Annotated in this window: 21 protein-coding genes and 1 tRNA gene; 11 read left to right on the top strand and 11 right to left on the bottom strand. The window is 62.3% G+C overall.

Going from position 1 to position 26,266, the window contains the following annotated elements; genetic code table 11:
* Positions 1–1,005 (bottom strand): transposase family protein (locus VGM51_07205; protein HEY3412829.1); only part of this gene is annotated, 1,005 nt, incomplete at its 3' end.
* A gap of 230 nt (positions 1,006–1,235) precedes the next feature.
* Here VGM51_07205 and VGM51_07200 point away from each other — a divergent pair.
* The 8 genes from VGM51_07200 to VGM51_07165 all read left to right on the top strand — a co-directional run bounded on the left by VGM51_07200 (position 1,236) and on the right by VGM51_07165 (position 8,392).
* A tRNA-Val gene (locus VGM51_07200) sits at positions 1,236–1,310 on the top strand.
* A gap of 88 nt (positions 1,311–1,398) precedes the next feature.
* Entirely contained in the window at positions 1,399–2,490 is a 1,092-nt protein-coding gene (locus VGM51_07195) for a tyrosine-type recombinase/integrase (GenBank protein ID HEY3412828.1), read from the top strand.
* A gap of 188 nt (positions 2,491–2,678) precedes the next feature.
* Positions 2,679–4,103 (top strand): hypothetical protein, encoded by a 1,425-nt coding sequence (locus VGM51_07190; protein ID HEY3412827.1) that lies wholly within the window; start codon positions 2,679–2,681, stop codon positions 4,101–4,103.
* Positions 4,075–4,959 carry a replication-relaxation family protein gene (locus tag VGM51_07185; protein HEY3412826.1) on the top strand — a complete coding sequence of 295 codons (885 nt, stop codon included), beginning with the start codon at positions 4,075–4,077 and terminating at the stop codon, positions 4,957–4,959. Before VGM51_07190 ends, VGM51_07185 begins: the two co-directional genes overlap by 29 nt.
* 87 nt (positions 4,960–5,046) lie before the next feature.
* Positions 5,047–5,211, top strand: coding sequence for a hypothetical protein (locus VGM51_07180; GenBank protein ID HEY3412825.1), 165 nt, complete (start codon positions 5,047–5,049; stop codon positions 5,209–5,211).
* 62 nt (positions 5,212–5,273) lie between these two features.
* Complete coding sequence (locus VGM51_07175) at positions 5,274–5,699, top strand: E2/UBC family protein (protein HEY3412824.1); 426 nt, start codon at positions 5,274–5,276, stop codon at positions 5,697–5,699.
* A gap of 12 nt (positions 5,700–5,711) precedes the next feature.
* A complete protein-coding gene (locus VGM51_07170; GenBank protein HEY3412823.1) occupies positions 5,712–7,169 on the top strand; it encodes a ThiF family adenylyltransferase in 1,458 nt (485 codons plus the stop codon).
* 503 nt (positions 7,170–7,672) lie between these two features.
* On the top strand, positions 7,673–8,392 hold the full coding sequence (locus tag VGM51_07165; GenBank protein HEY3412822.1) for a hypothetical protein: 720 nt from the start codon (positions 7,673–7,675) through the stop codon (positions 8,390–8,392).
* Between the two features lie 512 nt (positions 8,393–8,904).
* Here VGM51_07165 and VGM51_07160 read toward each other — a convergent pair.
* The 3 genes from VGM51_07160 to VGM51_07150 form a co-directional block, all read right to left on the bottom strand.
* A complete protein-coding gene (locus VGM51_07160) occupies positions 8,905–9,750 on the bottom strand; it encodes a hypothetical protein (protein HEY3412821.1) in 846 nt (281 codons plus the stop codon).
* Positions 9,751–10,031: 281 nt separating this feature from the next.
* Positions 10,032–11,171, bottom strand: coding sequence for a restriction endonuclease (locus VGM51_07155; protein ID HEY3412820.1), 1,140 nt, complete (start codon positions 11,169–11,171; stop codon positions 10,032–10,034).
* Positions 11,168–11,569 carry a helix-turn-helix transcriptional regulator gene (locus tag VGM51_07150; GenBank protein ID HEY3412819.1) on the bottom strand — a complete coding sequence of 134 codons (402 nt, stop codon included), beginning with the start codon at positions 11,567–11,569 and terminating at the stop codon, positions 11,168–11,170. Before VGM51_07150 ends, VGM51_07155 begins: the two co-directional genes overlap by 4 nt.
* Positions 11,570–12,111: 542 nt before the next feature.
* Here VGM51_07150 and VGM51_07145 point away from each other — a divergent pair.
* Entirely contained in the window at positions 12,112–13,731 is a 1,620-nt protein-coding gene (locus VGM51_07145) for a recombinase family protein (GenBank protein HEY3412818.1), read from the top strand.
* Between the two features lie 750 nt (positions 13,732–14,481).
* On the opposite strand, the gene VGM51_07140 is transcribed toward VGM51_07145, so the two are convergent.
* The 3 genes from VGM51_07140 to VGM51_07130 are packed head-to-tail and all read right to left on the bottom strand — an operon-like array spanning position 14,482 to position 19,169.
* A complete protein-coding gene (locus VGM51_07140; GenBank protein ID HEY3412817.1) occupies positions 14,482–15,588 on the bottom strand; it encodes a Gfo/Idh/MocA family oxidoreductase in 1,107 nt (368 codons plus the stop codon).
* Positions 15,589–15,615: 27 nt separating this feature from the next.
* Entirely contained in the window at positions 15,616–18,321 is a 2,706-nt protein-coding gene (locus tag VGM51_07135) for an SUMF1/EgtB/PvdO family nonheme iron enzyme (GenBank protein HEY3412816.1), read from the bottom strand.
* The gene (locus tag VGM51_07130; protein HEY3412815.1) at positions 18,318–19,169 is read right to left on the bottom strand and encodes a radical SAM protein; all 852 of its coding nucleotides are present in this window, start codon (positions 19,167–19,169) and stop codon (positions 18,318–18,320) included. The genes VGM51_07135 and VGM51_07130 overlap by 4 nt, the downstream gene beginning before the upstream one ends.
* Positions 19,170–19,752: 583 nt before the next feature.
* Here VGM51_07130 and VGM51_07125 point away from each other — a divergent pair.
* Complete coding sequence (locus tag VGM51_07125) at positions 19,753–20,217, top strand: recombinase family protein (GenBank protein HEY3412814.1); 465 nt, start codon at positions 19,753–19,755, stop codon at positions 20,215–20,217.
* A 185-nt stretch (positions 20,218–20,402) separates the two neighbouring features.
* Here VGM51_07125 and VGM51_07120 read toward each other — a convergent pair whose 3' ends face one another.
* On the bottom strand, positions 20,403–20,669 hold the full coding sequence (locus VGM51_07120) for a hypothetical protein (protein ID HEY3412813.1): 267 nt from the start codon (positions 20,667–20,669) through the stop codon (positions 20,403–20,405).
* Positions 20,670–20,875: 206 nt separating this feature from the next.
* On the opposite strand from VGM51_07120, the gene VGM51_07115 reads away from it, so the two are divergent.
* A complete protein-coding gene (locus tag VGM51_07115; GenBank protein HEY3412812.1) occupies positions 20,876–23,968 on the top strand; it encodes a DEAD/DEAH box helicase in 3,093 nt (1,030 codons plus the stop codon).
* A 242-nt stretch (positions 23,969–24,210) separates the two neighbouring features.
* Here VGM51_07115 and VGM51_07110 read toward each other — a convergent pair whose 3' ends face one another.
* The 3 genes from VGM51_07110 to VGM51_07100 all read right to left on the bottom strand — a co-directional run bounded on the left by VGM51_07110 (position 24,211) and on the right by VGM51_07100 (position 26,064).
* Positions 24,211–24,615: a hypothetical protein gene (locus VGM51_07110; protein HEY3412811.1), complete on the bottom strand. Its 405-nt coding sequence runs from the start codon at positions 24,613–24,615 to the stop codon at positions 24,211–24,213.
* Between the two features lie 122 nt (positions 24,616–24,737).
* Positions 24,738–25,544 carry a ThiF family adenylyltransferase gene (locus VGM51_07105; GenBank protein ID HEY3412810.1) on the bottom strand — a complete coding sequence of 269 codons (807 nt, stop codon included), beginning with the start codon at positions 25,542–25,544 and terminating at the stop codon, positions 24,738–24,740.
* Entirely contained in the window at positions 25,537–26,064 is a 528-nt protein-coding gene (locus tag VGM51_07100) for a hypothetical protein (GenBank protein HEY3412809.1), read from the bottom strand. The genes VGM51_07105 and VGM51_07100 overlap by 8 nt, the downstream gene beginning before the upstream one ends.
* Positions 26,065–26,266 lie beyond the last annotated feature (202 nt).

Here is a 26,266-nt window from a genome sequence, read left to right as displayed (position 1 = left end):
CACTCGCTGATAGGGAGTCCGGGGTGTATCATAGGTCTTCCTGACCCTGGCGCCCTCTCGGGTCTTCTCGAGAAGCTTCATGGAGGGTAAGAAGAAGTTGACCAGGAGGCGCACCTGTTCGTAGAGGGCGTCCATGCGCTGCTTGGCCGGGATGCCTTCATAACGATCGTAACCGACATAGGAGCGGATGACGGCCCCGTTCTTCTGCTCGACGTGGCACTGGTCGTTTTTCTTGTAGGGGCGGCATCGGGTGAAGTGAATCGCCGTCTCCTTGCAGTACTTGAAGAGCATTCTGTTCAGGAACTCGCTTCCATTGTCACAGTCCAATCCCCGTAAGGGGAAGGGCAGACGGCGGCGAATCTGCTCGATACCGTCCTTCACCGTCTGCTGTCCCTTATAGAGCAGGGAAAGAGGCTCGATCCAGCCGGTGGCAACGTCCACCAGGACCAGGGTGTTCAGGTACCAGCCCTCGGTCGTATCTCCACAATGGGCTACCAGATCGGCCTCTACGTGGCCGGGCTTGGTGTCACACCAGTCCGCATACGTGTGGATCGGGATCTGGTGCTTGAGCAGCGTACCGCTACGGGTGGTCGTCTGGCCGTATTGCTTTCTCGCGTCCTTGAGAAGGCGGTCGGCCGTTGCGGTCGACAGCTCCAAGAGGCGAGAACGGCATTCTTCCTTTATGGATAACTCCCCGTATCGCTCCAGGATCGGTACGAGTTCGGAAAGGAATGGAACGAGACGTTTGGAGCAGGGACACCTCAGCGTCTCCCAGCAGCGACGAAGAGCGGCGGCTACCTCCTGTCCGTATCGGGGTTTGCGCTCCCGTTTATCTTTCCGGGTCCGTACGTTTGGGTGTTTCAGGATCGCCATTGCGTACTTGCGATGGTACCCTGTGGATGCAACGAACTCGTCCAGTATCCGACTCTTCTCGCCGCGACTCGCGCGAAAGTACCGCGGTGCCAACGATGCCACCAGTTCCCGTTTGGTCGCGAGACTCATCATCTGCCTCATCTTCCTCCGGCCGGTCCCCTGAAGGACCCCAGCCGGTAAGATTCTTAGATGAGGCAACCATCCAACTTAGGTAAGCTTTCTGATGATGCAATGCGCGGGCTAGACGTGAGCCTGGATGGACCGATATAATGGGGTTGGTAAGCCCATGGTTCAGCCTGAAATGCCGTGCCCAAACGCGGAGTCGGGGGCTAACCTGGGGACTGCCCAAGCGTAAAATGTCCGGGCCCTTGGCTCAGTGGGAGAGCGCTTCGTTCACACCGAAGAGGTCACTGGTTCGAATCCAGTAGGGCCCACCAGATTCCGGGTGTCGGCGCAAAATGACGCTTGGATGAACCGTTTTGGTAACTTACCGTGCTGCCCTCCAGGAGAAATCCGGAGGGCATTATGGATGTTGCACCGCTTTGGTATGTGCCACCTCAAGGCAGTCTTCCGCGCCCCCAAGAGGTGCGGATCGAACTCGATACGCTTGTTCGCTATGCAGATCTGTGGTTCCGGTATAGCCAGAACCGCAACCACTCTCCCACAACCTTAGACCTCAAGAGGTTCATCGTCGGCAAGTTCCTTTGGTACCTTCGCGCCAACGGACATGCCTCATTTGGCCGCTTTGAGATCGAGGACTTTCTCGCTTACCTGGTAGCCGACCACTCGAAGGATGGCGGCCGCTGGGGCGATTCGCGCCTGACCAAACCCGACGGCAAGCGCACGAAGCTGACGTACTACCAGTACCTTGCAGCGTTCTTCAACTACCTGGTCAAAGACGGCTACTTGTCCGTCTCGCCGATGCAGGGGATGGGTACCCCTGATGCACCCGTCGACCAGATCAAGTCATTTGACCCGGACGAGTTGGAGCGGCTGTTCGCCGCCGCCAAGGAATCCCACCACCCCAAGCGCGATGTTGCCATTCTATCGCTGCTTCTGGATACCGGGATTCGCGCCTCGGAGCTCTGCGGCATCACGTACGCTGACCTCGACCTCGAACACAACGCCGTCACTGTGCTCGGCAAGGGTGACAAACGGCGCACGGTCTATTACGGTCCCACCACCTATGGCGCTCTCTGGAACCTGATCCACGAAAACCAGCGAGTCCAGCCCTCGCGGCGTACCTATAAGCGGCGAGGCCGCAGCCCCGAACACACAGTTCAGCCGCTGCGTGAATCCGACGCGGTCTTTTGCGGGGATCGCCGGACCGAGGGCAACGGTGCCTTGACCCGTTCTGGGCTTCTGCAGCTCATGGAGCGACTGGGCACGGCCGCCGGTGTAACCAAGAAGCGCTGTTCCCCCCATACCTGGAGGCATACGTTCGCCGTCAGCTTTTTGCGAAACGGCGGCAATAGCTTCTCGCTACAGCAAATCCTCGGACACACCAACCTCCAAATGACCCGCCACTATGTCAACCTCGCCAAGGCCGACATCTCGAACCAGCAGCAGCAGTTCAGCCCCGTCGAGGCTATGCGACGCGGGCGTTCAGGGAGGTGATCGATGCGAAAAAGCCACCCTGTTGGAATCCCTTCACTCCGGCCGCGTCCGCGGAAACCGGTCGCCCATGCCGGGCAACTCCCCGGGCAACGCCCCGAGCAACCCGGCCCGCATCATCCACGCTCGGGCCGCGCTCGGGGGAGGACCTGATCATGTCGTCCTTCTCACTCAGCCGTTCGAACTCCTCCATGGCAGAAGCCGCTGCCGCGGCGGCGCTGCGCCAGCATCTCCTGCGCCATGGGTACGTCCAGCTAGGCAGCACCGTGCCCTACGTGATCGGCCGCATCACGGGACCGTCCGATCCGATCTACTTCTCACCCCGAGACCAGCTGAAGCACCTCTGGGCGGTCGGCTCCAGCGGAAGCGGGAAGACGAACCTCAATCTCAACCTGATTACCGGAACCATCGCCAGCGGACGGAGCGTCTGCGTCATCGACCTGCGCGGCGACCTCGTGGACCGCGTCCTCCTGTGGCTTGCCGCGTCGGTATCGCCGGCCGCGCTGCAGCGGAGGCTGGTGCTGGTCGACCTTCGCGACGAGGACCGGGTGGTCCCTATGAATCCGCTTGTCGGCGACGGGGAGCCGTACGGAAGGGCGCTCTTCGTTCTCTCCGTCCTGCGGCACGAGGCCGAGTCCTGGGGCGTCCAGTTGGAGGAGACCCTCAGGAACGCCCTCATCGCCCTGGCCGAGACAGGCGGCTCGCTCCTGGAGGTGGATGCCCTGCTATCCAACCCCGGATACTCGCAGCAGGTCGTTGCCGCGGTCGGCGACCCCCTGGTGCGCGAGTTCTTCCGGCGCTTCTGGGAAATCACCCCGGCCAAGCGCCAGGAGTGGCGCCTGCCGGTCCTCAACAAGGTCACCGCCCTTCTGTCGATCCCAAGGCTCCGGCGCATGTTCGGGCTGCGCTCCTGTCTGCCCCTCGGCCGGCTCTTCGATGCGGGACCGGGAACCATCCTGCTCGTCGCCCTGGCCGTCGACCGCCTGCACGAGGCGGCCCACCTGGCCGGCGGGCTCGTCGTCGCGGCCTTCCAGAACGCGATGATGGCTCGGGCAGACATCCCGGAGGCGGCCCGCATTCCGGTAACGCTCTTCGTGGACGAGTTCGAGACGATGGCCACCGACCGGTTCGAGCAGGTCGTCGCCGAGGGGCGGCGGTTCGGCCTCGGGCTCGTACTATCCCACCAGAACCTGTCGCAGCTTCCAGGGAAGCTCCGGGACGCAGTACGCGTCAACGCCGCGACACAGCTCTACTTCCAGACAGGCGCCGTGGACTCCTCCGATCTGGCCCGCGAGATCGTGGGCGGCTACAACCGCGAGGTAGTCCAAATGGACATCATCCGCCAGCCGGTGGGACAGGCCTACCTCGTAAGGCGCGGACAGCCGTCGGTCAAGATCCGCGTTCCGCGCTACACCGATCCCGCCGTATCGGCCCGCCAGGTGGCGTATACGGTTTCTGCCGGATATACCCGCTTTGCCGTGAAGAAGGAGGCCGCCGACGCGGAACTGGAAGCCAGGCGCGAACGCCAGGACGCGATGCGATCGGAAGACCCGGCATCGGGACCAAGGAAGGACTGGGAGGTACGCTATGCCAGAAGCGAACTCTTCGAAGCCTAAGCCGCGCAGCCGATTCGAGCGGGAGCGGCGCGGCGGCATGGTTCTGACGGAACGGGACGGCGCGCTTCTGGCCGACCTCTTCCTGCACAGGGCGATGAGCCGCGGCCAGGTGGAGGCGCGCCACTTCGGGTCTGTGAAGCGGGCGAACGCCCGCCTGCGCCTTCTCTTCGACCACGGCTTCGTGCTGCGCTCCTACCCCGGCGAGGCCCCCTATGGGGCTCAGGCGGTCTACTCAATCGCGATGAAGGCTGCCCCGTTGGTGGCGGACCGCCTCGGCATGTCGGCCGACAACGTCCGCCAACTCACTCGGAAGTCTCCCACACCGCGCTTCCGCGACCACGCCCTGGCGGTGGTCGACTTCGCGCTCAGGCTCGATGCGAAGGCGAGGGGCAGCGGCCTTGAGCTCGTGCGCTGGGTCCCCGAGATCCTCTGCCGGCACGAGTACGAGGTCCGGCAGGCGGGCGGAGGACCCTGGCGGCGCCAGATCTTCCGCCCCGACGGATCCTTCCGTCTAGCCCAAGGGGAGAGGTTCCGGGACGCCTTCCTGGAGATGGACCTCGGGCACACGGGCGAGCGCCAGTTCCAGGACAAGCTGGCGGGCTTCGCGACCTTCGTCGACGCCGGAGTCTACGGAGACGCCTACGGCGGGGAGGAACCGGCGCTTCTGGTCCAAACGACCGGTGCCCGCCGCCTCGCCCACCTCGCGGCGATCAGTCGGCGCTTTCCCCGCCACCGGGTGCTCCTGGCCACCACCGCGGAAATCGCCGCCCAAGGCCCCCTCGCCCCGGTGTGGCATACCCACGACGGAAAAGTGACGGAGATATGGCCGGCGCAGGCACGGGGGCCGCCCAGGTAGGGTGCTCGCGGAGCGGAAAGGGTAGAGCTAGAAGCGCTCCCGCCGGCGCAAAGGCGACCGGGGGGGAACAAGGAAAGGAAAGTTGATATGGAAACTCAGGAAAACGTGGCCGGCGCGATCGAGGAGGTCGACGTGAACGGCGAGAAGTACCGCGTGTCCGTGGCGCCCGCGGGGCAGCCGGCCGCCGCGCGGACGGCTAACGGCCTCAAGAACGTGGCCGGGCGCAACCTCCCGGTCTGGGAAGACGGGTAAAGGGCGCTTCCGGCGGGGACGGCGGTCCGTCCCCGCCGGGAGCCCGGAAAGGAAAAGGTGAGATGATGGACAACGATTGGCGCATCCGGCGCATCCGGCGCGAGGCGGCCCTCGCGGCCGCTGCCTTCTCGGAAACCAAGACCGTTGATGTTGATCCGGACGGCGGGACCTGGGTGGTACTGCGCGACATGCCGCTCCCGGCCGGGTACAACCGTGCGGTGACGGACGTGCTGTTCCAACTGCCGGGCTCGTACCCGCGGACGCCGCCGGACTGGTTCTTCTGCGACCCCGGCCTGCGCTGCCGGGGCCGCAGGCCGGGCCACTACTTCGAGGTCCGGTCCGGCCGCTCCGCGCCGACCCTCAGGGGGTGGGCGGCCTGCAGCCTGCACCTGCGGAGCTGGCGGCCGAGCGACGACCCCCTGCGCGGCAACTCCCTTCTCTCGCTCTGCAGCCTGGCGGCGGACGCCTTCGCCCGCTGGCGGCGCTAGGAGGAAGCGGACATGGAAGCTGAGATCAGGCTCCGCGGGAGCCAGTACGAAGAGCTGGGGCGCCTCCTGCTCACGCGCCGGGACGTGGAGAGCAAGGGGTTCGTCCTCTGCGGCCGGGCGGAGGGGAAGCGGCGCACCCTTCTCCTGGGGCGGGAGGTGGTGCCGGTGCCAGAGACGGCCTACGCCGAGCGATCGCGGACACGGGTGGTTACCAGTGAGGCGTTCGTCGGGGAGATCCTCGACCGCTGCGAGGCGGAGGGCCTGTCGCTCCTGGAGGCGCACAGCCACCCCTGGACGGAGGCGCCGCGTTTCTCCGGGATCGACGACGCCAGCGATACCCGCAAGTTCCGTGCGACGAAGGAGATCCCGCCCCCGTTCCGGCACGCGACGGCGGTCTTCGGCCGAGACCTGGGCTTCGAGGCCCGGATCTATGACCCCTCGAGGCGGCGGGCCATTCCGGTCGGCGCCCTGACCGTCCTGGAGGCGCCGCTTCGATTCCGGCGTCCGTCGGGAGCGCCTCAGGGATCGCTCTCCGCCCGGCAGGCGGCGGTCTTCGAGCGGCAGGTGCGGGCCTTCGGAGAGGTGGGCCAGGCGATTCTCGGCGGCCTCGCCGTCGCAGTGGTCGGGGGCGGAGGTCTGGGCAGCCAGATCGTCCAGGGGCTGGGCCTCCTGGGCGTCGGGCGCCTCCTTCTCATCGATCCGGACCGGTTGGAAGCGAGCAACGCCAACCGTCAAGTCCTCGTAACGGCGCGCCAGGTACGGGCGGGCGAGGGCAAAGTGCGGGCCTTAAGCCGGGGACTTGAGGCGCTCTGCCCCGCCGTCGGAGGGGTGGCGATGGAAGGCGACGTCAGAGAGAGAGCGTGCTGGGCGCATCTCCTGGACGCAGACATCGTGGTCGGGGCGGTGGACTCCCACGCCGTGCGCCACTTCGTAAACGCCCTCTGCGCCTGCGCCCTCCTTCCCTTCGTGGACGCCGGGGTCGGTGTACGGGCGGAGGGCGGGCGAATCGCCGCGGCCGGCGGCCAGGTCCGCACGGTCGTGCCGGGCGTGACTCCCTGCCTGGCATGCCTCGACAAGGAGGCGGCCGAGCGGAGCCTTGAGGAGCAAACGGCGGAGCAGCACGCGCTCTCGGAGCGGGCCGGCTACATCCGGGGGGAGCGTATTCCCGCCCCCCAGGTCGCGTTCCTGAACGGCGTCGTGGCAAGCGCCCTCGTCTGGGAGGTTGTCAAGCTCGCGACCGGATGCTTGCCGACGGCCCCATACGTCTACTACGACCTGACGCAGCCGGCGATGTGGGCCGTCGAGGAAGGCGAGCGGCGCGACGATTGCCTGGTATGCAGTCCGGCCGGCCTCCTGGGATCAGGAACGGACGGGATATTGGGACTGGGAACGAGAGGAAACGGATCGCCGCCACCCTTACCGGGGCGCGGCGGAAAGGAGACGGTGGATGGCTATGGCCGAGATACCTAATAACCGAATCGGCGGCTGGTTCGGGCCGGGACCAATCAAGAATGGAGGCGGGGGGTGCCTGCCGAACTTTCTGCTAGTGCTCACGGTGGCCGCGTTGGCAGTTACCGCCCGCGTTCTCTTCCACTTGTGATCGACCTTCGCGCGCCCGACCGGCTTTCTCCACCAGCTGACCGGTGGGGCGCGCGACATCCCGGAGTTAGCACTCGCAGCCATCGGCCGAGCGCGGCCTGCACACACAGCTGCCACCAGAAATCGCCTCCGCCAGCCGGCCAGAAGCGCGGCGGACCACTGCGAAAGGCGTGCCTGCGGCCGACAGTGGTCGTGGATTTGACTGGCGGATGGACGAGCGGCGCCAAACTATAGAGAAACGCCAGCCTGGATTGAACCGAGGGCTGGCGTGGAGTTTGGCACCTAAGATGCCAAAAAAGGGCTGGCCCCGGGATCATCACCGACCTTTCGGCCGGGAGAGGACACCCCGGGGCTTGCAGAAACATGATACCCCATTGAGCACACAAAATCAACCACCGATTGCCCTAGACGCAGCGGCGCTTGCCGCCTTGGAGTCCTGCGTCTCACTGGACCGCCTGGCGCCGTACCGCCTTTCGCCATCGGATCCAGCTGAAGACGTGATCGCCCGTTATCTGTGGAATGTGGCCCTCTGTGAGGCCTTGTATCCGGCTATCCACCATGCCGAAGTCTCCCTTCGAAACACGCTCTATCGCACCGTCAGCATGTGGCACTCGCGCATAGAATGGGTCTCTGGCGGCCCGGCTGCGTTCCTTCGCCCACAGGAAGTGCGGTCCATCACCGAGACGTTGGCGAGCCGGGTGCGGACAGGCCAGCCGGTCAACCCGCCTGACATGGTGGCGGCGCTTCACCTGGGCTTCTGGACAGGCTTACTGGATGTTCGCTATGAGCGTACTCACACTCTCTGGCCGCATCTCCTAAAGACCGCCTTCCCCGGCATGCCTAGGCGGTTGCGAGTTCGCGCGAATGTCGCCGGGCGCTTCGACGCGGTTAGGCGACTGAGAAACCGTGTCTTCCACCACGAGCCCGTGTGGAGCGTGCCTGACCTTCCTCAGAAGCACGCCTGGGTGTTGGAGGCCTTGAGTTGGGTTAGCCCCGAAATGCGCGACCTTGCCTCCGGCATGGACCGGTTCGACCAGGTGTACCGGGCCGGGCCGCAAGGTGTACTGTCGCGTCTGGGAAGTATGGTCCCATAGTGGCGCTGCCGAAACGCAACAGGGTCTCCAGGACTAGCGTTCCGGTGCCCCGGACTTATCCACATATCCACATTCGTTATTATCTCTTGTTCTCAGTTTCTTTTGTTGTTTTCGATTTTCGAAGTTCGGAATCCGAAAAGGTAACGGGTTTGGCGGCGGAAAGCCCCGCTGTGGATAACTCGAAATATAGCCGGCCGCCGCACCTCCGGCGCAGCGTCCTAGTCGAAAGTGGCTTCCCACTGGCGTTAGTTACGACGACCAGCCCGCGCCTCACGAGGCCGTCTACCGCGTGGCTGAGGGCCTCGCTGCCCCGTCCCGTTCGGCGTCTCAGCTGCCCCTGGGTGAGCCAGTCGCGGGCCTTCCGGCGTCCGCTGGCATTGTCCCTCCACCCTATAGTTGCCCGGACGACGACGCAAAGTAGGCGCCATTCGGTGTCGGAAAGACGCGGCATCACCGTGTCGATCAAGACCGCCGGCACCGGGACGAAGGCATACGAGATGCCGACGGCTCGTTTACGACGAAGAGGCGGTGCCATCCGGGGCTCTAGGGGGTAACGGATTCCGGATCTTGAGTGCCTCCGGCTCGCCGAAGTCGCGTTCGATGGAGGCGATGAGCATCGCCACCGGCCGACGGGCCTTACGGTATCGGATCCACTCGGCCTGCTTGATAACGCGTTTGGCTCCATACCTCCTAACGAGTTCGTTCGCTCGGGCATCCGGCACGCCGAATCTACCGAGCCGCCGCAGGGCGTCACGGTCCAGCACGTCGTCCGACGTAACGATCCCCTGTGCCGTTTCCGGGTCTGTCCAGCCGTTCATCTCCGCGATCTGGCGCTCGACCTCCGCACGGGGTCGGGCATATTGTGCGCGCGAATAGGCGGTCACGGCGGCTCTGCCGGCTGGACGGTAGTCAAGGCGGCGCTCCTCCTCTTTGACATCGAGCTCGCCCAGGAGTCCGAGGACTGTCGGAGACGGGCGGTACGTCTCTACTCCGGGCGGGCTTTTCAGGCTTGCGGCAACCGGCGCGCCGCGCCAGCGAATGTCGGCGAGGCGTTTCAAGCGCGACCGGCCCTCGGATTCGGTCACGCCGAGAGCGGCGGCGAAACCGTCCGCCGTAGCCAGGCAGTCTCCGTCTGGCTTGGCGAAGGTGAGGAGGAGTAAGAGGTCGCGCAGGCTGTCCGGAGCCAGTTCGGCCAGAATCCCCGAGGCGCGTAGGCTCTCGGTAAAAACGACGAACGACCCCGGACGGAAGTGCCCGTCAGGGGTCGCATCGAGGCGCGCCATCAGGACGGCGAAGGGCGTGCCGAGGCGCCCGACCCGGGACATGCTCTGCGGGGTCGTGGTGAAGGCGGCGTTCATAGGCCTCCGTTGCGGAGTCGCAACGCTGCTGGCGTGTAATCACCGGACAAGGTACCGTGGGTAAGGTACATCGGCCGGACGGCGGACCGGTTGGTCCGGTACCACCGCCCGGCGCGGATGGCCGGAAGGAGCCGCCCCTCGATACGGGGGGCGGCTCCTTCGCACTCACAAACGTGATCCCCTAGCACCATGGCCACGGGTGACGCGGGTCGCGGGGAGGCGACCGGGCCGACGGGAATAAATGATCTGCGCTTCGCATACATCGCACGGGGCCGCGGCGGTTAGTTTCTAGCGACTGAGAATAGAAGCGCCATTGCGGCTACCGCCAGCACCGCCAGGAGTAGGTCTTCGGCCTGGGAGCCGGTAAGGAGCCGCAAGTTCTTCGGTAGCAGGTGGAAGCGGCGCTTCCGCCACGGCAGGAAGGGGATGCCCGAGCGAGTGCAAGCATCGGCTGCGAGGTGGCTCGCGTAGCCGATCCAGAGCGCCGCCGAGGGCTGCCAGCCCCACCACGGAACCGCCAATAAGCCGGCGACGAGAATCGCCGCGAGGCCGTAGGTGGAGTGGAGGGGGCCGCGGTGGCCCCAAGCCGAGTGGGCGGCGTAGCCCATCGGGTCGAACGGCCTGACCCCTCCGATTCCGATCGACCGGATTACCGACTCGGACGCGTCCAAATCCGGCAGCATCGCACCGAAGACCGCAGTGACGGAAACCGTACCGGCCGTCGCTGGCCCGATCCCCGGCGGAACGACCTGCATCAACCAGAGAGAGCTAACGGCTAGCATGGCATGCGTGCGGAACATCATCTCACCGCCATTTCTCGCGGCTAAGTTGGGGCGCGCTCCGGTCGCACTGCGGACAGCGGCGGCCACGGTGACACCGGACCGCCGTTCTGCTTTTGGGGGGTACAGGTCATCCAGGCCCGCGAAGTAGAGCTCGTCTAGGCGATGGCCTCCGCCGTTGGTGTCAAGCAGGCCTACCCCGTGCCGGGCCAGCAGTGTGGCCAGTTCTTCACCGCCGATCAGGCGGACCGGGACGGCGTTGGCGGCGGAAGCCGCCCGAACTGCCGTCTGTGAAAAGGAAGAGAGTGAGACGAGGATCCCCTGGGCGGCGTTCGCCCGCAACATCGCGCCGCGCAATTCGTCCACGAACCGCCGGCCGACCGGACGCTCGTACTGCTTGAGCTGGATAACCGTGAGCGCCGTCGTGATGCCGGTGCGGTGGGCCGCCCGCAGGTCGTACCCTCCGTGGCTTGTCCTCTGGCGGAGGTGGGCGCGGCCGAGCACCGTGGTGTCTTGGAAGCCGAGTCGGCCGATGAGTTGGGCGATGCACTCCTCGAGGGCGCGGTAGCTGAGCCGGGACAAGCGGCTAAGGATTTCCCCACCCAGGGGGTCCGGCGCGGCTACCGGCCTGAACGGCGTCATTCGTCCTCCTTCACGACCAGGTTGTCACCGACCCACTGGCCCGGCTTGACGCCCGCATACTCGGGCTGACGGTTCCCGTGCTCGTCCAGCGCCTGCTCCGGAAGGCAGCCCATGCAGCCGACCACGTCGCAGACGAAGGGGGTGGGGTAGGTGCCGTCGGCGGAAATGAGGTCGCGCACGTCGATCCGCCGGCCGGTTTCTATCTCCAGCGCCCCAGTGATCGCCAGCAGCACATACACGCTCGGTTCCGAGAATCCGCTCAGGACTCGGCTGACTGCCGAGCGGGAGATGCCGGCATCCGCCGCCAAGCGCGCCTGCCCCTCGAATGCGTACCTGCTTGTGTGCAGCATGATGGCGGCGATGCGGTTGTGGGTCCTCCGGCTGACGGTTGTTGGCATTCCCCTCCTGGAATTCGTTTGTTGTACATGTCCAGCGTGCGTGAGTTAATCTCCCCCTGCAAGGAGCGTTGCGGCGATGCAACCGCCCCGGGGGCAGACCGTCACCCCGCGGCGGGTTCCGCGATCCGGCCGGAGGGGGAAGCGGGCGCATGCGTGCAGGCGGCTCAGCGGCGGAGACGCCCCGCGCAACGTCAGTCGGTGGGCGCCTATTGACAGTCGTGAACGGAAATGCGAAAGTCGGATGTCCAACGCCGCCGCGTCAGACCAGGCGATGCGACACGGAGGTTCCCTGATGATTGCAGCCGCGCACCGCTGCTTGGCGGCTCCGGAAGGACCTGCCAGCCTGAAGGCATGAAACTGCCTGAGCGCTACAATGACCTGGCCGCGCGCTGCGACCCCTGGCTCTCCCGAATGGGCATGCCCGTGGATCAACGGGAGGAGCACATCGCCGATCTCATCGGACTGGTCGGGCAGATCCTCGACGGCTACTTCCACGAGCTTTCCCCGGACTCCGACAAGCGCGACTCAGATAATCATGTAACATGCTCACCGCACCCCCCAGCGTCATCTACGTCCGCGTCTCGAGCGAGCGCCAGGTCAGAGACGGCAACGGACTCCTAAGCCAGGAGCAGCGCTGCCGAGCCTATTCCCAGGCAAGGGGTTACCGCGTCGACGACGTCTTTCGCGACGAGGGCGTCTCCGGGGCGCTTCTCGACCGTCCGGGCATCCAGGAGCTCTTGGCGTATCTTCGGTCGCACCGGGGTGCCGGCGAGGTGGTCGTCGTGGTCGACGACATCTCCCGCATCGCCCGCGACGTCAGCACGCACATCCAGCTGCGCGCGGCCATTAAGGCATGCGGCGGGCGCCTGGAAAGCCCGTCCTTCAAGTTCGAGGAGAATGCGATGGGCGAAATGGTGGAGACGATCTTCGCCGCTGTCGCCCAGTACGGCCGCACCGGCAACCGCGAGCAGGTGATCAATCGCCAGCGGGCCCGGCTCGAAGGCGGCTTCTGGGTCTTCCCGGCTCCGCCCGGCTACCTGTACGTGAAGCACCCCGATCACAAGAAGCTCCTCGTGCCGGACCCAGCCCGGGCGGAGCTCGTGCGGGCGGCGCTGGAGGGATTCGCCACCTACCGCTTCCTCTCAAAGCGCGACATTATGGTGTTCTTCAAAGAGAACGGCTACTACCCATCGGTCGGGCGAGCCTTTGCGAGCAAGTACGAGATGGCGGTCGGCCGCGTGTTGGAGAGCCGCTGGTTTTACGCCGGGTATATCGAGTACAGACCCTGGGCCATCGCCCGTCGGAAGGGGAGGCACGAGCCGCTGATCAACGCGGCTACCGCCTATCGGATCGAGGACCGTCTCAGCGGAAGGCCGGAGCAGCCATTGGCGCGAGCGGATTCCGATGACCGGCTGGTCCTGCGCAACTTCGTTCGCTGCGCCGGGTGCGGACGGCCCCTCACCGCGAGCGTGGTCAAGGGCAAGTATCCCTGCTATCACTGCTACAACCAGGGGAACTGCGCCCGGTACGGACACAGGATCAAGGAGCGGGTGCTGCACGCCGACTTCGGCACGCTCCTCGAGGGGCTGGCCGTCAGGGACGAGGAGATCCACGTGATGGAGGAGGTGACGACGGAGATCTGGACGGAGCGGCTAGCGGAGTGGAAGGCCGGCGCCGGGAACGTGGCCGATCGGCTCGGCGACCTGGACGATCAGGTGGGCAAGCTCGCGCGGCGGATCGGTCAGATCACCGACGACGAGCTCGTGAGCGCCTACGAGCAGGAAATAGTGCGGCTGCGAAAAGAGCGGGCCGCGCTGGAGCGCGAGCGCCACCAGGCCGGCGAGAGGCCGCCCGACTACACCGCGGCATTCGCGCGGGTTGGCACCTTACTGCAGGACCCGTTCGCGGCGTGGGAAATGGGCTCTGGACAACAAAAAAGGACGGTCTGCCACATGGTTTTCGCCGTCCCGCCCGCCTACGACCGGGAATCCGGGTTTGGCACCATCAATCTTACAGTCCCATACCTGGTTTCCCGCCAGTTGGCGGACCCTAATTCCAAAATGGTGGACCTGCCGAGAGAAACTTGGGGACTGTTCATTGATACCGTCCTCGAATGGTCGGTTCGGCTCAAGCGGCTCAGTTGGGACATGGCGGGAATGTAGCCATCACCACGCCGCTACCCTGGTAAAGAGATTTCGCAAACGGTCATTCGCTGAAGGTCTTCGAGAGATATGGCCGACGGAGTACCGAGCAACCCTGATATATCGGCACCCGTCATAGTAGCGCCCGTAAAGTCGGCGTCATCGATTAACGCTCCCGTCAGAACGGCCCCAGTAAGGTTGGCCCCTCGGAGACTGCATCCGCGCAGGTCCGCTTTGCTCAAAAACGTCGATTGCAGTTCTGCCCCGTCCAAGTTTGCCCCACTGAGTACTGTGCTCATCATCAGGCAACCTTGAAGATTAGCCCTGCATAGTCTCGCTCCTGACAAATCCGAGCGCGATAGTCGCGCTCCAAAGAGGTTAGCCGCAACCAAGTTCGTTGCGACTAAACTCGCTCCTTCCAGGACGGCTCCTTCCATCTGGACTGCTCTGAGATCAATGCCCTTGAGCAGGCCGGACTCGCTCATCTCCGAAAGCGCGCGCGCACGAAGGGCGCGATCCTCCCCGTAAAGGTCTCGGCGCAACGATTCCATTCGTGCCCGCGCCTTATCCCTATCGCCGATCAGGAATTCGAACAGCAGGTAGACAACCGCTGAACATATCAAGCCATCCCCCAAATTTAGCAAGCATCCGGAGACCCAAGCACTGTTGCGAAGGACATACGATCCCACGACTAGTCCAACTCCCAAGATCACGACCAGAGAGAGAATAAGTCGACGCGATGTGAGATATGTCGTTGACTTTCGGGAAGGGCTATTGCTCGTGGACATTACAGAAATACCTGTCTGCAGTTTGCATAGTTCGACCTTCGCTGGCCGATGCTCGAATACAGTCGAGAACTCGCTGTGTGTGTACGGCATCGTCAAAACTCGCGGCGCTGGCGAGTAACGTGCGATCCTTCTCAGCAATCGCCCTAATCAGCAGCGGAGCGAGATAGACAAACGATCCCTTAAAGATGGAAACCTTGTTATCGCGATCGTCCTCCGTCGCACCGAGAACTGGAATGATAGAGAGATTCCCGCGGTTACTGGTGAATGAGCCGCGCAGTTTGCCAGACAAATCGAACTGGATCTCACCGTCCGTACCATATATCGATACATCGAAGCGGGCGCCCGAAAACGCAGCTGCGGTCGCCGCGAGGTGAACGGTGAGACCGTTCACTCCGGACAGGACGGCCCCAAAGTAGCTGCTAGCCTCGACAGTCCGCTCGGCACCTTCGAAGTCGACTCGCGATGGGAACACTACATCCATGGTTCCGGAGACGGTGTTGAAATCCGATGTGCCGAGCCAGTACGACACTAGGTCGACTAAATGTGAACCCATCGCCAATCGCACTCCGCCGCCCATCGCAGCATCGAAACTCCAATTCCAACGGGCTTTGGGATCGGAAAAGCCTGTCGATTGCTGGTGGATGCGGACGTAGTAGACCCTTCCTAGCCTGCCTTCACTGATTACGTTGCGAATTTCCGCCAGATAGGGGTTGAATCGAAGTTGGTGATCGACGATGGCAATACTGTCCACTGAAGAGGCGAGGTCGCGCAGATCCTCAGTTTCCCCCAGTGTCATTGCTAGCGGCTTTTCAGCGATGACGTGCTTCCCTTGCCTTAACGCGTATTTCACTTCTTCGTAGTGCCTAGGGTTCGGAGTCGCTACGCAAACAAGGTCGACGTCTTCCGCATCGACGAGATCGTGATAATCGGCATATGCTCTTGGTATATTGTGCTCCCGCGCCAACTCCTCTCCGCGCTTTGCCGAGCTCCCTACTAGCGCCACGACCGTGCATCCCCGCACGGTGCGAAAACCAGGAAGCAGAGTTCGCAAGCCCACTCCCGTTCCGATTATTCCGATTCTGACATTCATCGCCGATAATTCATTCAACATGTTTGTCTACTTTCGTTGATCCATAGTCGCGACCCCACCTGTGCGTGGATTCCGGATTACTATCCTGAAGCCATTGGCATAATAGGAGTTGTCTGGCGGATTGTAGTTCCGATATGTTGGAACCAGGTTTGCTACGTTCCAGTCGAAGCATCCCCCGCGCAGCGATTTTCTGGTCCCGTCGCGCGGGCCGACCGGATCTTCGACGATTCCTTGCTCTGCACATCGCTGATAGAAATCCGCGTCAAACCAGTCGTAACACCACTCGCGGACATTGCCCAGCATATCAAAAACGCCAACGCTATTCGGCCGGAGCCGTCCAACTGCTTGAGTCGACCTCTGCGAGTTCTCTGCATACCAAGCGTATTCAGGGATTCGGTCGTAGTCGAATAGCTGTTCGTCGTCCCGACCTGATGCCCTACAAGCATACTCCCATTCCGCCTCGGTCGGAAGCTCACAACCTAACCACCGGGCGAAGACGTAGGCTTCGAACCACGTCACGAAAATGACGGGTTGTTCGTCCTGATCTGAGCGAATGTCGCGTCGGTTTGTGGCGTACGGAAAGCCATCGTAGTACAGCTTATTGGTGACCTGGTACTTACTGATCTGGAACGCCGACACTCGGACCTGGTGCTCGGGCTTCTCATCCGGCGTGCGTCCCTCATCGTCGCAGCCCATTGGGAACTCACCCGCCGGAATCTGGACGAACTCGAGGCGCAAGTCCGGTCTTGATAGGTAATCAGTCAGTCTCTGTGGCGCTTCGACCAGGCCGAGCACTTCTGCGACGGCGTCCCTACATTCGGCCGAATTGTAAAGCTCGGCAAAGCGCTCAAGCAAGATAACGCAGCCATATATTACTTCGCAATCGCGTTCAACCTTCAGCAATGCTCCGGAGGTATCCAGCAGTGTTCGCACTTTGTCCAAGGGACTTGGAATGGCAGCGAGGCTGTCCTCAAGCTCAGCAATGAGGCGCACCCGGTCATCTCTCTTCAAGCCGTTCACCAATTCAGATAAGATGGTCTCGGGGAAGACAGTGAGCTCCATCATCGATCGAAGCGCGAGCCCCTTGTTCTGTTCCCACAGTCGGCGCAGTAGGTCAGGAAGCTCGGCCTCCGGCGTCAAGCCAACGTACAGTCGAATCGGTTCTTCCCAGATCGGAATCGTCGCCCTGTTCACCAGGTTCTCAATCACCTCATCACGCATACCTTCAGCGACATAAAACTCCCATATGGAGCGGTGGACAAATTCAATGGATGCGCCCTGGCGTTGCAGAAGGCCGGTGTAACGGATTATCTTGTCCAAAACGTCACGAGGGTTGATCCCATCCATGGAGTCGACCACGGATCGCAAGAGGAAAAGAATCTCCTCCTCGCGGAATGCCTCCTTCACATCAAGCTTGAAAAAGCGGACTGCGATAGCTTGAAGTGCCCTCTCAAGCACCTTCCATTCGGTCTGGGTTGTTCTTGGACGACCAAGCTGGGGATCCTGCCAATCGAAGTCCTTTAGGAGATACCTGGTGCATCGACGGAAGAGACTAGCTCGCTGAATGGCGCGGTTGCCCAGCAAATCGGGTATAGCGCACATCATTGCCAAGAGGAAGGGAGTACTTGCCAAACTGGAAAGGCGCGAGTCATTGAAAATCGTTCTCAATGCCTGCTCGCACACTTCTGGATCAGCGACATGATGGACGTACAACTCCACGTCGGATGGTGACAGCTCCAACAACTCGTAGAGGTCGTACCCGCCAAACTCGCTCGCTTCGAATCCGGCGTAGCGCGATGTGATAACGATCCGGCAGTCGGGTTGCGCAGTGCGGAAGCTGCTTAGGCGTTTGCGGAATCCGTCGCGATCAGGTTCAGATATCTCGTCAAGACCGTCAAGGAGTAACAGGGTTGTGTGTCGGCAATAGTGGTCACTCTCAGCGATGAACTCGGCTGCGCGCCTCCCGAGCAGGCCCTTCAACTGGCTGGTGACGTAGTCAATCAAGGAATCGCTTGTGCTTAGGAGCTCCGCAATACGGATGTATACCGGCATTAGGTCGCCTCGTTTTGCGGCGTCGTACGCGAAAAAACGTAAGGTGGTAGACTTTCCCGTGCCCGGTCTGCCAAGTATCACCGCCCGAGTGTCTCCATGTGCCAGCAGCTCACCAGCTGGGATCCGTGCATCGACACCGAACTGCTCTCCCATCGGCCTCAGATACATAGGGAGATACAGATCTTGAATTGGAGCGTCATCGGCTCGACCTAACGGTCTGAGGGTTCCGAAGTCCCGGACTATTCTCTCACGGTAAGCCGATTGGCTCTCAGCCAGAGACTGGGGACCTTTCTGTTCATTTGACGCGACAGTGCTTAGCCCTAGAGATATGCGAAGCTTGTCAAGTGATGTTTGAGATGAATCCCATCGGAGAGCCTGCTTGTCCTGGATGAGCGGAGACAGGTCTTGGTCATCAAGCATACAAGTTACGATCCGCTTCTGCAGCGTGATCGCGGAACTTAGCTCGCGCATCACCCAGGGCGACCGTGCAGCCGCCGCAGACCACAATACGACTACCGCGTCACTTGACTTGAGCTCCTTGATGAGCAACCTCTCCCAGTCCTCGCCAGTCGGTATAGACTCCTTATCGAAGAAGACCTTTTGCGCAAGTTGAGCCAAGTCGTTATGAATCAACTGGGCTTGTTTGAGATCCTCCTGTGTGTAGCAGATATAAATCCTCATCCAGTCGACCCTCCAGCACCGTCTTTCCACTCTGCTGATGAATATGCACCATCAGCGGTCTTTGACCGCCTAGACCGCGCCCAGTTGATCGCAGGAGCGCTTCTCATGAAGAAAGGAAGACGGAACCTCCGACAGGCCGAGGCAACCAGGCTCTCGGTATCTCGGGCATGATAGACCAGCCACTTCTTGTCGTTACCATCAAAGTCCATCGAATGGGAGGCTAGCTCGAACTCACTGTCCCCTGATTCACCGAGCGTTCTCCTTAGGATATTGAGGTCCTCATCGACGTACCACACCTCTCCGAGAACAACGTCAACGAAGGCGTGGGAGTTGTCAAGTATCGCACTATAATCCGAGCGTGGTACGTTTGGAAGGAACGGTCGCATGGCCAGGACAGACACCAATCCAATATCCCGGAAATGACGCAACTGATCGAGCCTGAGCTGTGGAAGTGGGATGGGTCGCGGTTCGACGTGTGGCACCGTCCACTGGGCCACACTAACACAACCGAACAGGAGTTTGCCACCAGCCGCCAGCTGCTCTCTGAGCGCCTCAAGGCGTTTCAAGCCTTCTGGTGAAATAATCGCGCGCGTCGTGAATAGGAGGTCGACACCGAACTCGGATAGCGCCTCGAGCAGTCGGAGTCCTTCAGACTGCCTCGGAGGAGCCAAGGAGTCCGTATCACCGCTGAGATAGATGATGTCAAACTCCGTTCGTTTTGTGCGCAACCATCTCACAATTTCCTTAGTGGGCATGGAAACGTAGGATGGAAACCCAGAGCTGACATAGCAAAACGGACAGCTGTAGGTACAATATCGCTTCGATGATAGAGGGCCGAGCGAGACCATCGCCCGCCTGTCGCGAATATCAAAGGGCACGCTGGGTGAGCGCATGATCGGTGTTCGCTCCTGAATATTCAGCCATCACCTCGTAGTAGTCGGCGCGTAATCCGGAGCGGTAACTCACCCTGCGGTGTGGTCCCTCCAATTCGACTCGACACCTCGGAAGCAAGGACCTGTGAAGCACTGCGTCGCAGTGACCGACTACAACCAGTCAAGAAATCGCCGCCTCAGGCCAACATGTGCAGTTTGAGGTATTTTCCGAACACTATGCTAGTCCGGAACCATATTTTTGTGTGTATTCCATGTCACAACAGGTAAATGGAGCAAGAAGGTGGCAGAGCCAAGGTGATGATTGAGATCCCAGTTGCAAACCCTATGTTAGGTTACCGCTAGTGAAACGCTGGTGAGTTCCCCGCTGTCTATTGCCACGTTATTAGGTGGATGGGCCGCGAAATGGCTTCCCCAGCAATGCTTGTCTTATGCCGGAGCCCTTGTGCTTTGAGCGTAGAAATGCGATCATCCGCCATGCCGCCGTTGCGCAGCAGCAACCCACGTGGCGCGGCGCCCGCTTCTTCGTCACCATATTTGTATGAACCACCCAGCGATTCCCCAAGGGACCGTCAGCGACGAGGAGCTCCGTCGGGGGTACGCCGCCATCTACTTCGAGGAGGTCGCCCGCCGCACCCGGATAGGGATGGCGGAGCGGGCGGAGGCGGGACTTCCGAACTACCGGCCGCCACTCGGCTACCGCCTCGCGTGGGAGGGGGGCGAACCGCGCGTCGAGGTTGTCGAAGAAGCCGCAGCGTGGGTGCGCGAGGCCTTCCGGCTGGCGGCCCGCGGAATGACGATCCGGGCGATCCTGAAGGAGCTCACGACGCGGGGCATGCGTTCGGCCCGGGGGAAGGAGATGAGTCCGACCGCCCTCTGGAAGATCCTTCGCAACCCATTTTATGTAGGGACGATCCAACACCAGGGAAAGCTCCTGCCGGGAGGGCACGAGGCGATCGTGGGGCGAGAGCTCTTTGATCTGGTCCGGCGACGCTCTGCCCGCTGAGGCATGCGGCGAATAAGGAACTGGCGTGCCCATTCCGATTACCAGCAGGTTCTGATTGGCATCGGACACGACCCTCACCGACCGAATCGGCAACGGAGCGGCAGCCTATCGCCGAATGGGAGATCCGTGGATTGGAACGGCGTTCAATTGGTATCGTCCCCAGCGTGGCCCGCAGGCCTCGGGTGTCAGACGAACCCGCTGGAGATGGGGGGCTGTTCCTCGTCCATTGCAGCCTTGAGCTGCCCTACAAGCAGCAGGAACTCTGCGTTTCGCACTTGTCCCCGAGCGGGCTGCAGAGCCCCAATGATGGCGTTCTCGGCGTGAGCCTTTTTCGCCTCAGTAAGGTTCGCGTTGAAAACTGAAAGAACTGCCTCGGAAACGAAGTCCCCTCCGCGGTTCTTCGTTACCTTCTCGATATCGCGGTACATTTGCTCGACCGTGGCCATTGACATTGGTTCATCCTCACGACTCGATTGTGTGAATCCCATCATGGGATTCACACAAGATAGTATAGTCTCCCTGCTAGAGGAACCCCGGGGGAGCGATCGACGGGATGGTGCCAAAAGTGTGCGCACCAAATGAATGCACTATGCCTTTCCGGCACACCGGTGTAGGATGAGCTTGGAACGCGGCTGGAAACTGATTAGCAGGTACCCAAATGTCTTTTCACGGCCTCTTTATCGGCATCGACCGTTACGATTCGCCCCGAATCAACTGGCTCACATGCGCCAGGCAAGACGCCACTGCGCTTCACGCTCTGTTTACGGACACGCTCGGCGGCGACACCACGTTACTGGTCGACGAAACGGCCACGCTTGAGGCCGTGGAAAGCCAGTTTTCCCGCCTCAGCCAGTGCCAGGAGGAAGACGTCGTCGTAATCGCCTTCTCGGGCCACGGCAGCGAGACCCACGAGGTCGTCCTTTACGATACGGATCCGAGCGACCTCTCCTCGACAGGGCTACCGCTCGAGCTCTTGGCCCGTTGGTTCGCAAGCATTCCCGCGCGCCGCCTAGTCTGTATTCTTGACTGCTGCTTCTCAGGCGGGATGGGCGCCAAGGTCCTAAAGGTCGATGCGGCATCGCGTAACCTCCAGTCAGTCGAGAGCGCCCTTGAGGAAATGAAGGGCGAAGGCCGGCTGATCCTGACCGCCTCATCCGCGACGGAGGAGGCTTGGGAAAACGGCCGCCTTCGCCACGGGCTTCTGACGTACTACCTGCTAGAGGCGTTGCAGGGGGCGGAGGAAGTGCGTCAGGGTGGCAAAGTGGCCGTGCTGCGCCTGCTGGAATTCGTCGTTCAGCGAGTGACCGCTGGGGCGGCTGCCCTCGGAAAGCCCCAGCACCCGACAATGAGAGGCCAGCTTGACGGCGAGCTGACTTGGCCGATCTTCCACCCTGGCCAACGCTATGCCGCGGCGTTCCCTGAGCACGGACGATTGAATGCGAGCGCCGACATCGGTTCGCTTGCGGCCTTTGGTTTTCCTGAAGCGTTCCTGGGCGCGTGGTCGGGCGCAATTCCCTCCCTGAACCAGCTTCAGGTCGACGCGATCAACGAGTACGGGGTCCTTGACGGCCAGCACCTTGTCGTGTCAGCACCAACGTCGTCAGGCAAGACTATGATTGGAGAGCTAGCTGCGCTTCAAGGAGCCTTGGAACGGAAGCGCACGCTCTTCCTTCTGCCCCTGAAGGCTCTGGTGAACGACAAGCACCAGCAGTTCGTCCGTACCTACGGCGACCTGGGTATTCGGACCGTCCGGGCCACCGGCGAAATCATGGACCCGGCATTGCTGCGCGGGCAGTACGACATTTGTCTCCTCACTTACGAGAAGTTCGGGAACCTGGCTCTGGCATATCCCCACCTCCTGGACCAAGTAGGGTGCATCGTTGTCGACGAGGTGCAGATGATCGCAGACTCCTCGCGCGGCGTGAACCTGGAGTTCGTACTCACTTTGCTTCGAATGCGGCGGCGGAGCGGCGTCGAGCCCCAGCTGATCGCTCTCTCCGCGGTGATCGGGGACACGAACGGACTAGAACGCTGGTTGGACTCCCGCTTGTTGCGGCGAACAGACCGGCCAGTCCCCCTGGACGAAGGCCTGCTACTGGCTGACGGGTCGTTCCGGTACATCGAGCCGGACAGTGGAGTGGAACGGATCGATCAAGGTCATGTCCGGCGAATCTACGGCAAGGGCTCAAGCCAAGACTGGGTCATCCCCTTGGTACGGCGGCTCGTCGGCGAAGGAAAGCAGGTAATTGTCTTTCGGGAAAGGAAAGGCGAGGCTGTCGGTTGTGCCAAGTACCTCGCCAGGGAACTCGGCCTACCAGCGGCAGATGCGGCCCTGCAGGGCCTTCCTACCGGTGATCCGTCGCGTTCATCGGAGGACCTCCGCTTAGCCCTCCGTAGCGGAATTGCCTTCCACACAGCCGACCTGTCGCGGGATGAGCGGCTCGTCATTGAACAGGAGTTCAGGGCTCCGAACTCGCCGGTCCGCGTGATCGCCGCAACGACGACCTTGGCGATGGGGGTGAATACGCCGGCGGAAGCCGTCGTGATCGTCGGGCTGGAGCATCCAGGCTCAGGGCCATACTCAATCGCGGAGTACAAGAACATCTGTGGCCGGGCTGGCCGCCTGGGGTTTTCCGAACACGGTCACTCGTACCTCCTCGCCCTGAGTCCGCGGGAGGAGTACGAGTACTGGACACGCTACGTGCGGGGGACTCCCGAGAATATCGAATCGCGGTTCCTCGTCGAGGGAACCGATCCGCGCTCCCTCATCGTCCGCGTTCTGGCGGCAGCCCAGCGTTCGGCCGCCCGCCCGCTGACCGACGAAAATATCGTGGAGTTTCTTGAGGGAAGTTTCGGTGCATTCCAGCTGGTCCAGCGGAATGACCGGTGGTCTTGGGACCGGGGGCAACTCCTGGAATCTCTGGGTGATTTGGAGCGCCATCGGCTCGTGGAACGAGCGTCGGAGGGCGGTTACCGCCTGACAGAACTGGGCCGACTGTGTGGCCAGGGCGGGGTCGAGGTAGAGTCGATCACCAGGCTGGTCGAGGTCCTCGCACCTCTTCCCGTCGCCAGCATCAACGACCCGACACTAATCACCGCAACGCAGTTGACCGTTGAGCTTGATGCCGTGCTGTTCCCAATCAACAAGGCAAGTACCCAGAAGGAGCCGCAGGCTTGGCCGAACGAACTCGCGGCACAAGGCGTAGCGCCGGAAGTGCTGAGAGCGCTGCACCACTCCGTGTCGGAACGTCACGTCCCCACCCTAAGGGCGAAGAAGGCCGTCGCGTGCCTGCTCTGGATCACGGACTGGCCTATGAGCCGAATAGAGGAGACTCTGACGAGGTTCAGCCGGCCCGAGCCAATCGCAGGCCCAATCCGTAGCATCACGGAGCGAACGTACGACCTCCTCGGTACGGTGGCCAGCGTCGCGATGATCCTTCACCCCGACTTGAACCTCGCCGATCGCTACGAGCGCCTGCTGACGCGCCTAGAAGCAGGCGTTACGGCAGCCGCCGCCGCCATTGCCTCAAAAGCGGACGGTGCGCTTGGGCGAGGAGACTATCAGCGCCTATTGAGCGCCGGCCTCTGCAGCGCAGAGGCGATTGAACAGTGCGCCGACGGTGACCTGCTAGCCTGCCTAGACGGCAGCCCGGCCAAGCTTGCCGCTCTCCGCAAAGCCGCAAAGCGATGCGGAGACGCCGGCGAGGTCCCCTTGCTGGCATACCCTATCATCCCGCCATATGTGGGGTAGCACTCTAACGACAGTCCCTGTCCCCATGCTGCCTTACTCTGTCAAGAAGGTGCGAAAAGCAGCATCGAAAAAGAGACCTTGCGGCCTCAGTTTCCTTTGTCTGTTAACTATGGTGGACCTGAAGAGCGAAACTTGGCACCATTTCGTAGATACTGTCCTAATATGGTCCGAGAGACTCGGCCGGACAGGCCTAGAGTATTGAACGAAATGGACGGGAATCTTCCGGCAGGTGCCAAATCCACCTACGACCGCCATGCCTTTGTCAGACAAGCGAGGGCTTCCTTCATCCCGTGCTGACTCAGGTATTTCAGGAGGACTTCGCGCGGCGGTTGGTTACTGCGATAGGGCTTGCTACACGGCCCGGTGTACAGCCCGCCGCCCGGCCCAGTGTAGAGTCCGCCGCCCGGCCCGGTGTACAGCCCGCCGCCCGGCCCAGTGTAGAGTCCGCCGCCCGGCCCGGTGTACAGCCCGCCGCCCGGCCCAGTGTAGAGTCCGCCACCCGGCCCAGTGTAGAGTCCGCCACCGGGTCCGGTGGACATTCCGCCACCGGGTCCGGTGGACATACCTCCGCCGGGTCCGGTCGAGAGCCCGCCTCCCGGGCCGGTATAACTGTCCCTCGGCCACCCGCGCTTTGATGTTCCAGCCATTTGACGTTCCTTTCCTGGTTCAGCGATCTGGCGGTTTCCTTATTTGCGCCAGGTCGCTATCACGATAATGTTGACTAAGCCCATCCTTATCCGACAAGTGGGATGCCGGTTGGAGGACGAGATCACGAGGAGACGCGAACGTCCCCACAGCTCCCGATCGGGTAATGGGTGCAGTGTTCGAGATCTAGATACTGCAGCCGCACGTGCGGCGTCAAGGTCCCGTCGTTCCCAACGAAGGACAGGTAGACCGGGCCCCGGAGCGACCGGGTCCAGTCGGTGAGCAGGTCGACTCCGACGCCAACGGCCGCGGAGGCGAGCATTCCGTTCGCCCACACCACTTGCGGATGCACTCCCGCATCGCCGTAAGCCTCGCCTTCGCGCGCCAAGGTCTCGTTCGTAAGGAATCCCAGGCAGCGCATGCAGGGGTGGCCGGGCAGCGAGAGGATGACCTGGCCCCCCATACGCGGCGCTTCGCCGTCCGCCTGGTGCACGTCCATGCCGATGTCTACGTACGGGATCATATAGCGCCGGCAGGACCGCTCGAGCTCATCACGCCCCCGAAACCCGTCCACGCAGCCGAACACGATGTCGCACCCCCGGAGGTCTTCCGGCTGGTCCTGCCACCGGCAGGCGTGCGGCCGAATCACGGCATCGGGCTGCAGACCGATGATGAGCCGCGTCGCCGCATCCAGCTTCAGACGGCCCGCGGCGACATCCTCCGCGGTCGTACCGACCGTTCGGTTCAAGTTGACGCATTTCGCAATGTCCGGATCGTACAGAACGTAATCGACGAACCCAATGTGGGCGAGTTGCTGGCCGATGTGCGATCCGCCGCCGCCGAGGCCGACGACACCCACCCGAGTACGGCTGATGATCGACTGCGCCTCGGGGCCAAGGAACGACTGCCTTGAGTAGCGGCCGTCAGTCATATTCGCACCTCGCAAACGACGCCATCGGCGCGCCGACAATGGTGACCCGGCCAGCCGAACGAGGACGATCCGAACCCGGAAGCCATACTTCGGCAATGCCGTGGTCCTTGCTGAGAACTACCAGGCCGTGGGCCTGTTGCGGACAGGCGTTCCGAAGGGCTTCCACAACGCCCGGAAGCCCGCGCCTGTCGGTACGGCTCAGCGCCGGCGTTCCACGGTGCTCGTGGACGTGCACGTGGAAGGCGCTGACGTTGGTGCTCAGCACCCGCTGCATGGCCCTTCGGATCGCGTCGGAGCCGATCCGCGCTCCGCAGGTCGGGTCGTTCACATAGTCAGCATCCGCGACCGCATCGTAGTCAACCGCGAGGGCCAGGTACGGATCCCCTGCGACGTTACCACTCGTGGCATAGAGGAAGCCGACTCGCTCAAAGGCGAATGGATGGGGCCGACGCAGGTCGCTTAGGACGTGATCATAAAGGCTACGGCCTATCCGCAGCCGAATATCTGGCTCCCCGTTCATCTGAAGGCCCCCAAGATGATGGAGACCTTCTGGGCAAGGCGGATGTTCGGGTCGTTGAATTGCTGTCAGCGGCGGGTGTAAAATGGACAAAAGGGCGCGGTTGAAAATTCCCCACCTGTAGGCGAGAGCGCCACCCTTTCCTGTAAGGGAAGGAGGTGGCCGTATGCTACGAGGAGGGACCGTGGAGAGAATACGGGAACTG

The sequence above is a fragment of the Armatimonadota bacterium genome (assembly GCA_036504095.1).
Lineage (GTDB): Bacteria > Armatimonadota > DTGP01 > JAKQQT01 > JAKQQT01 > DASXUL01.
Note: the sequence above shows the minus strand (reverse complement) of the source record. Positions and strands in the feature narration are given on the sequence as shown.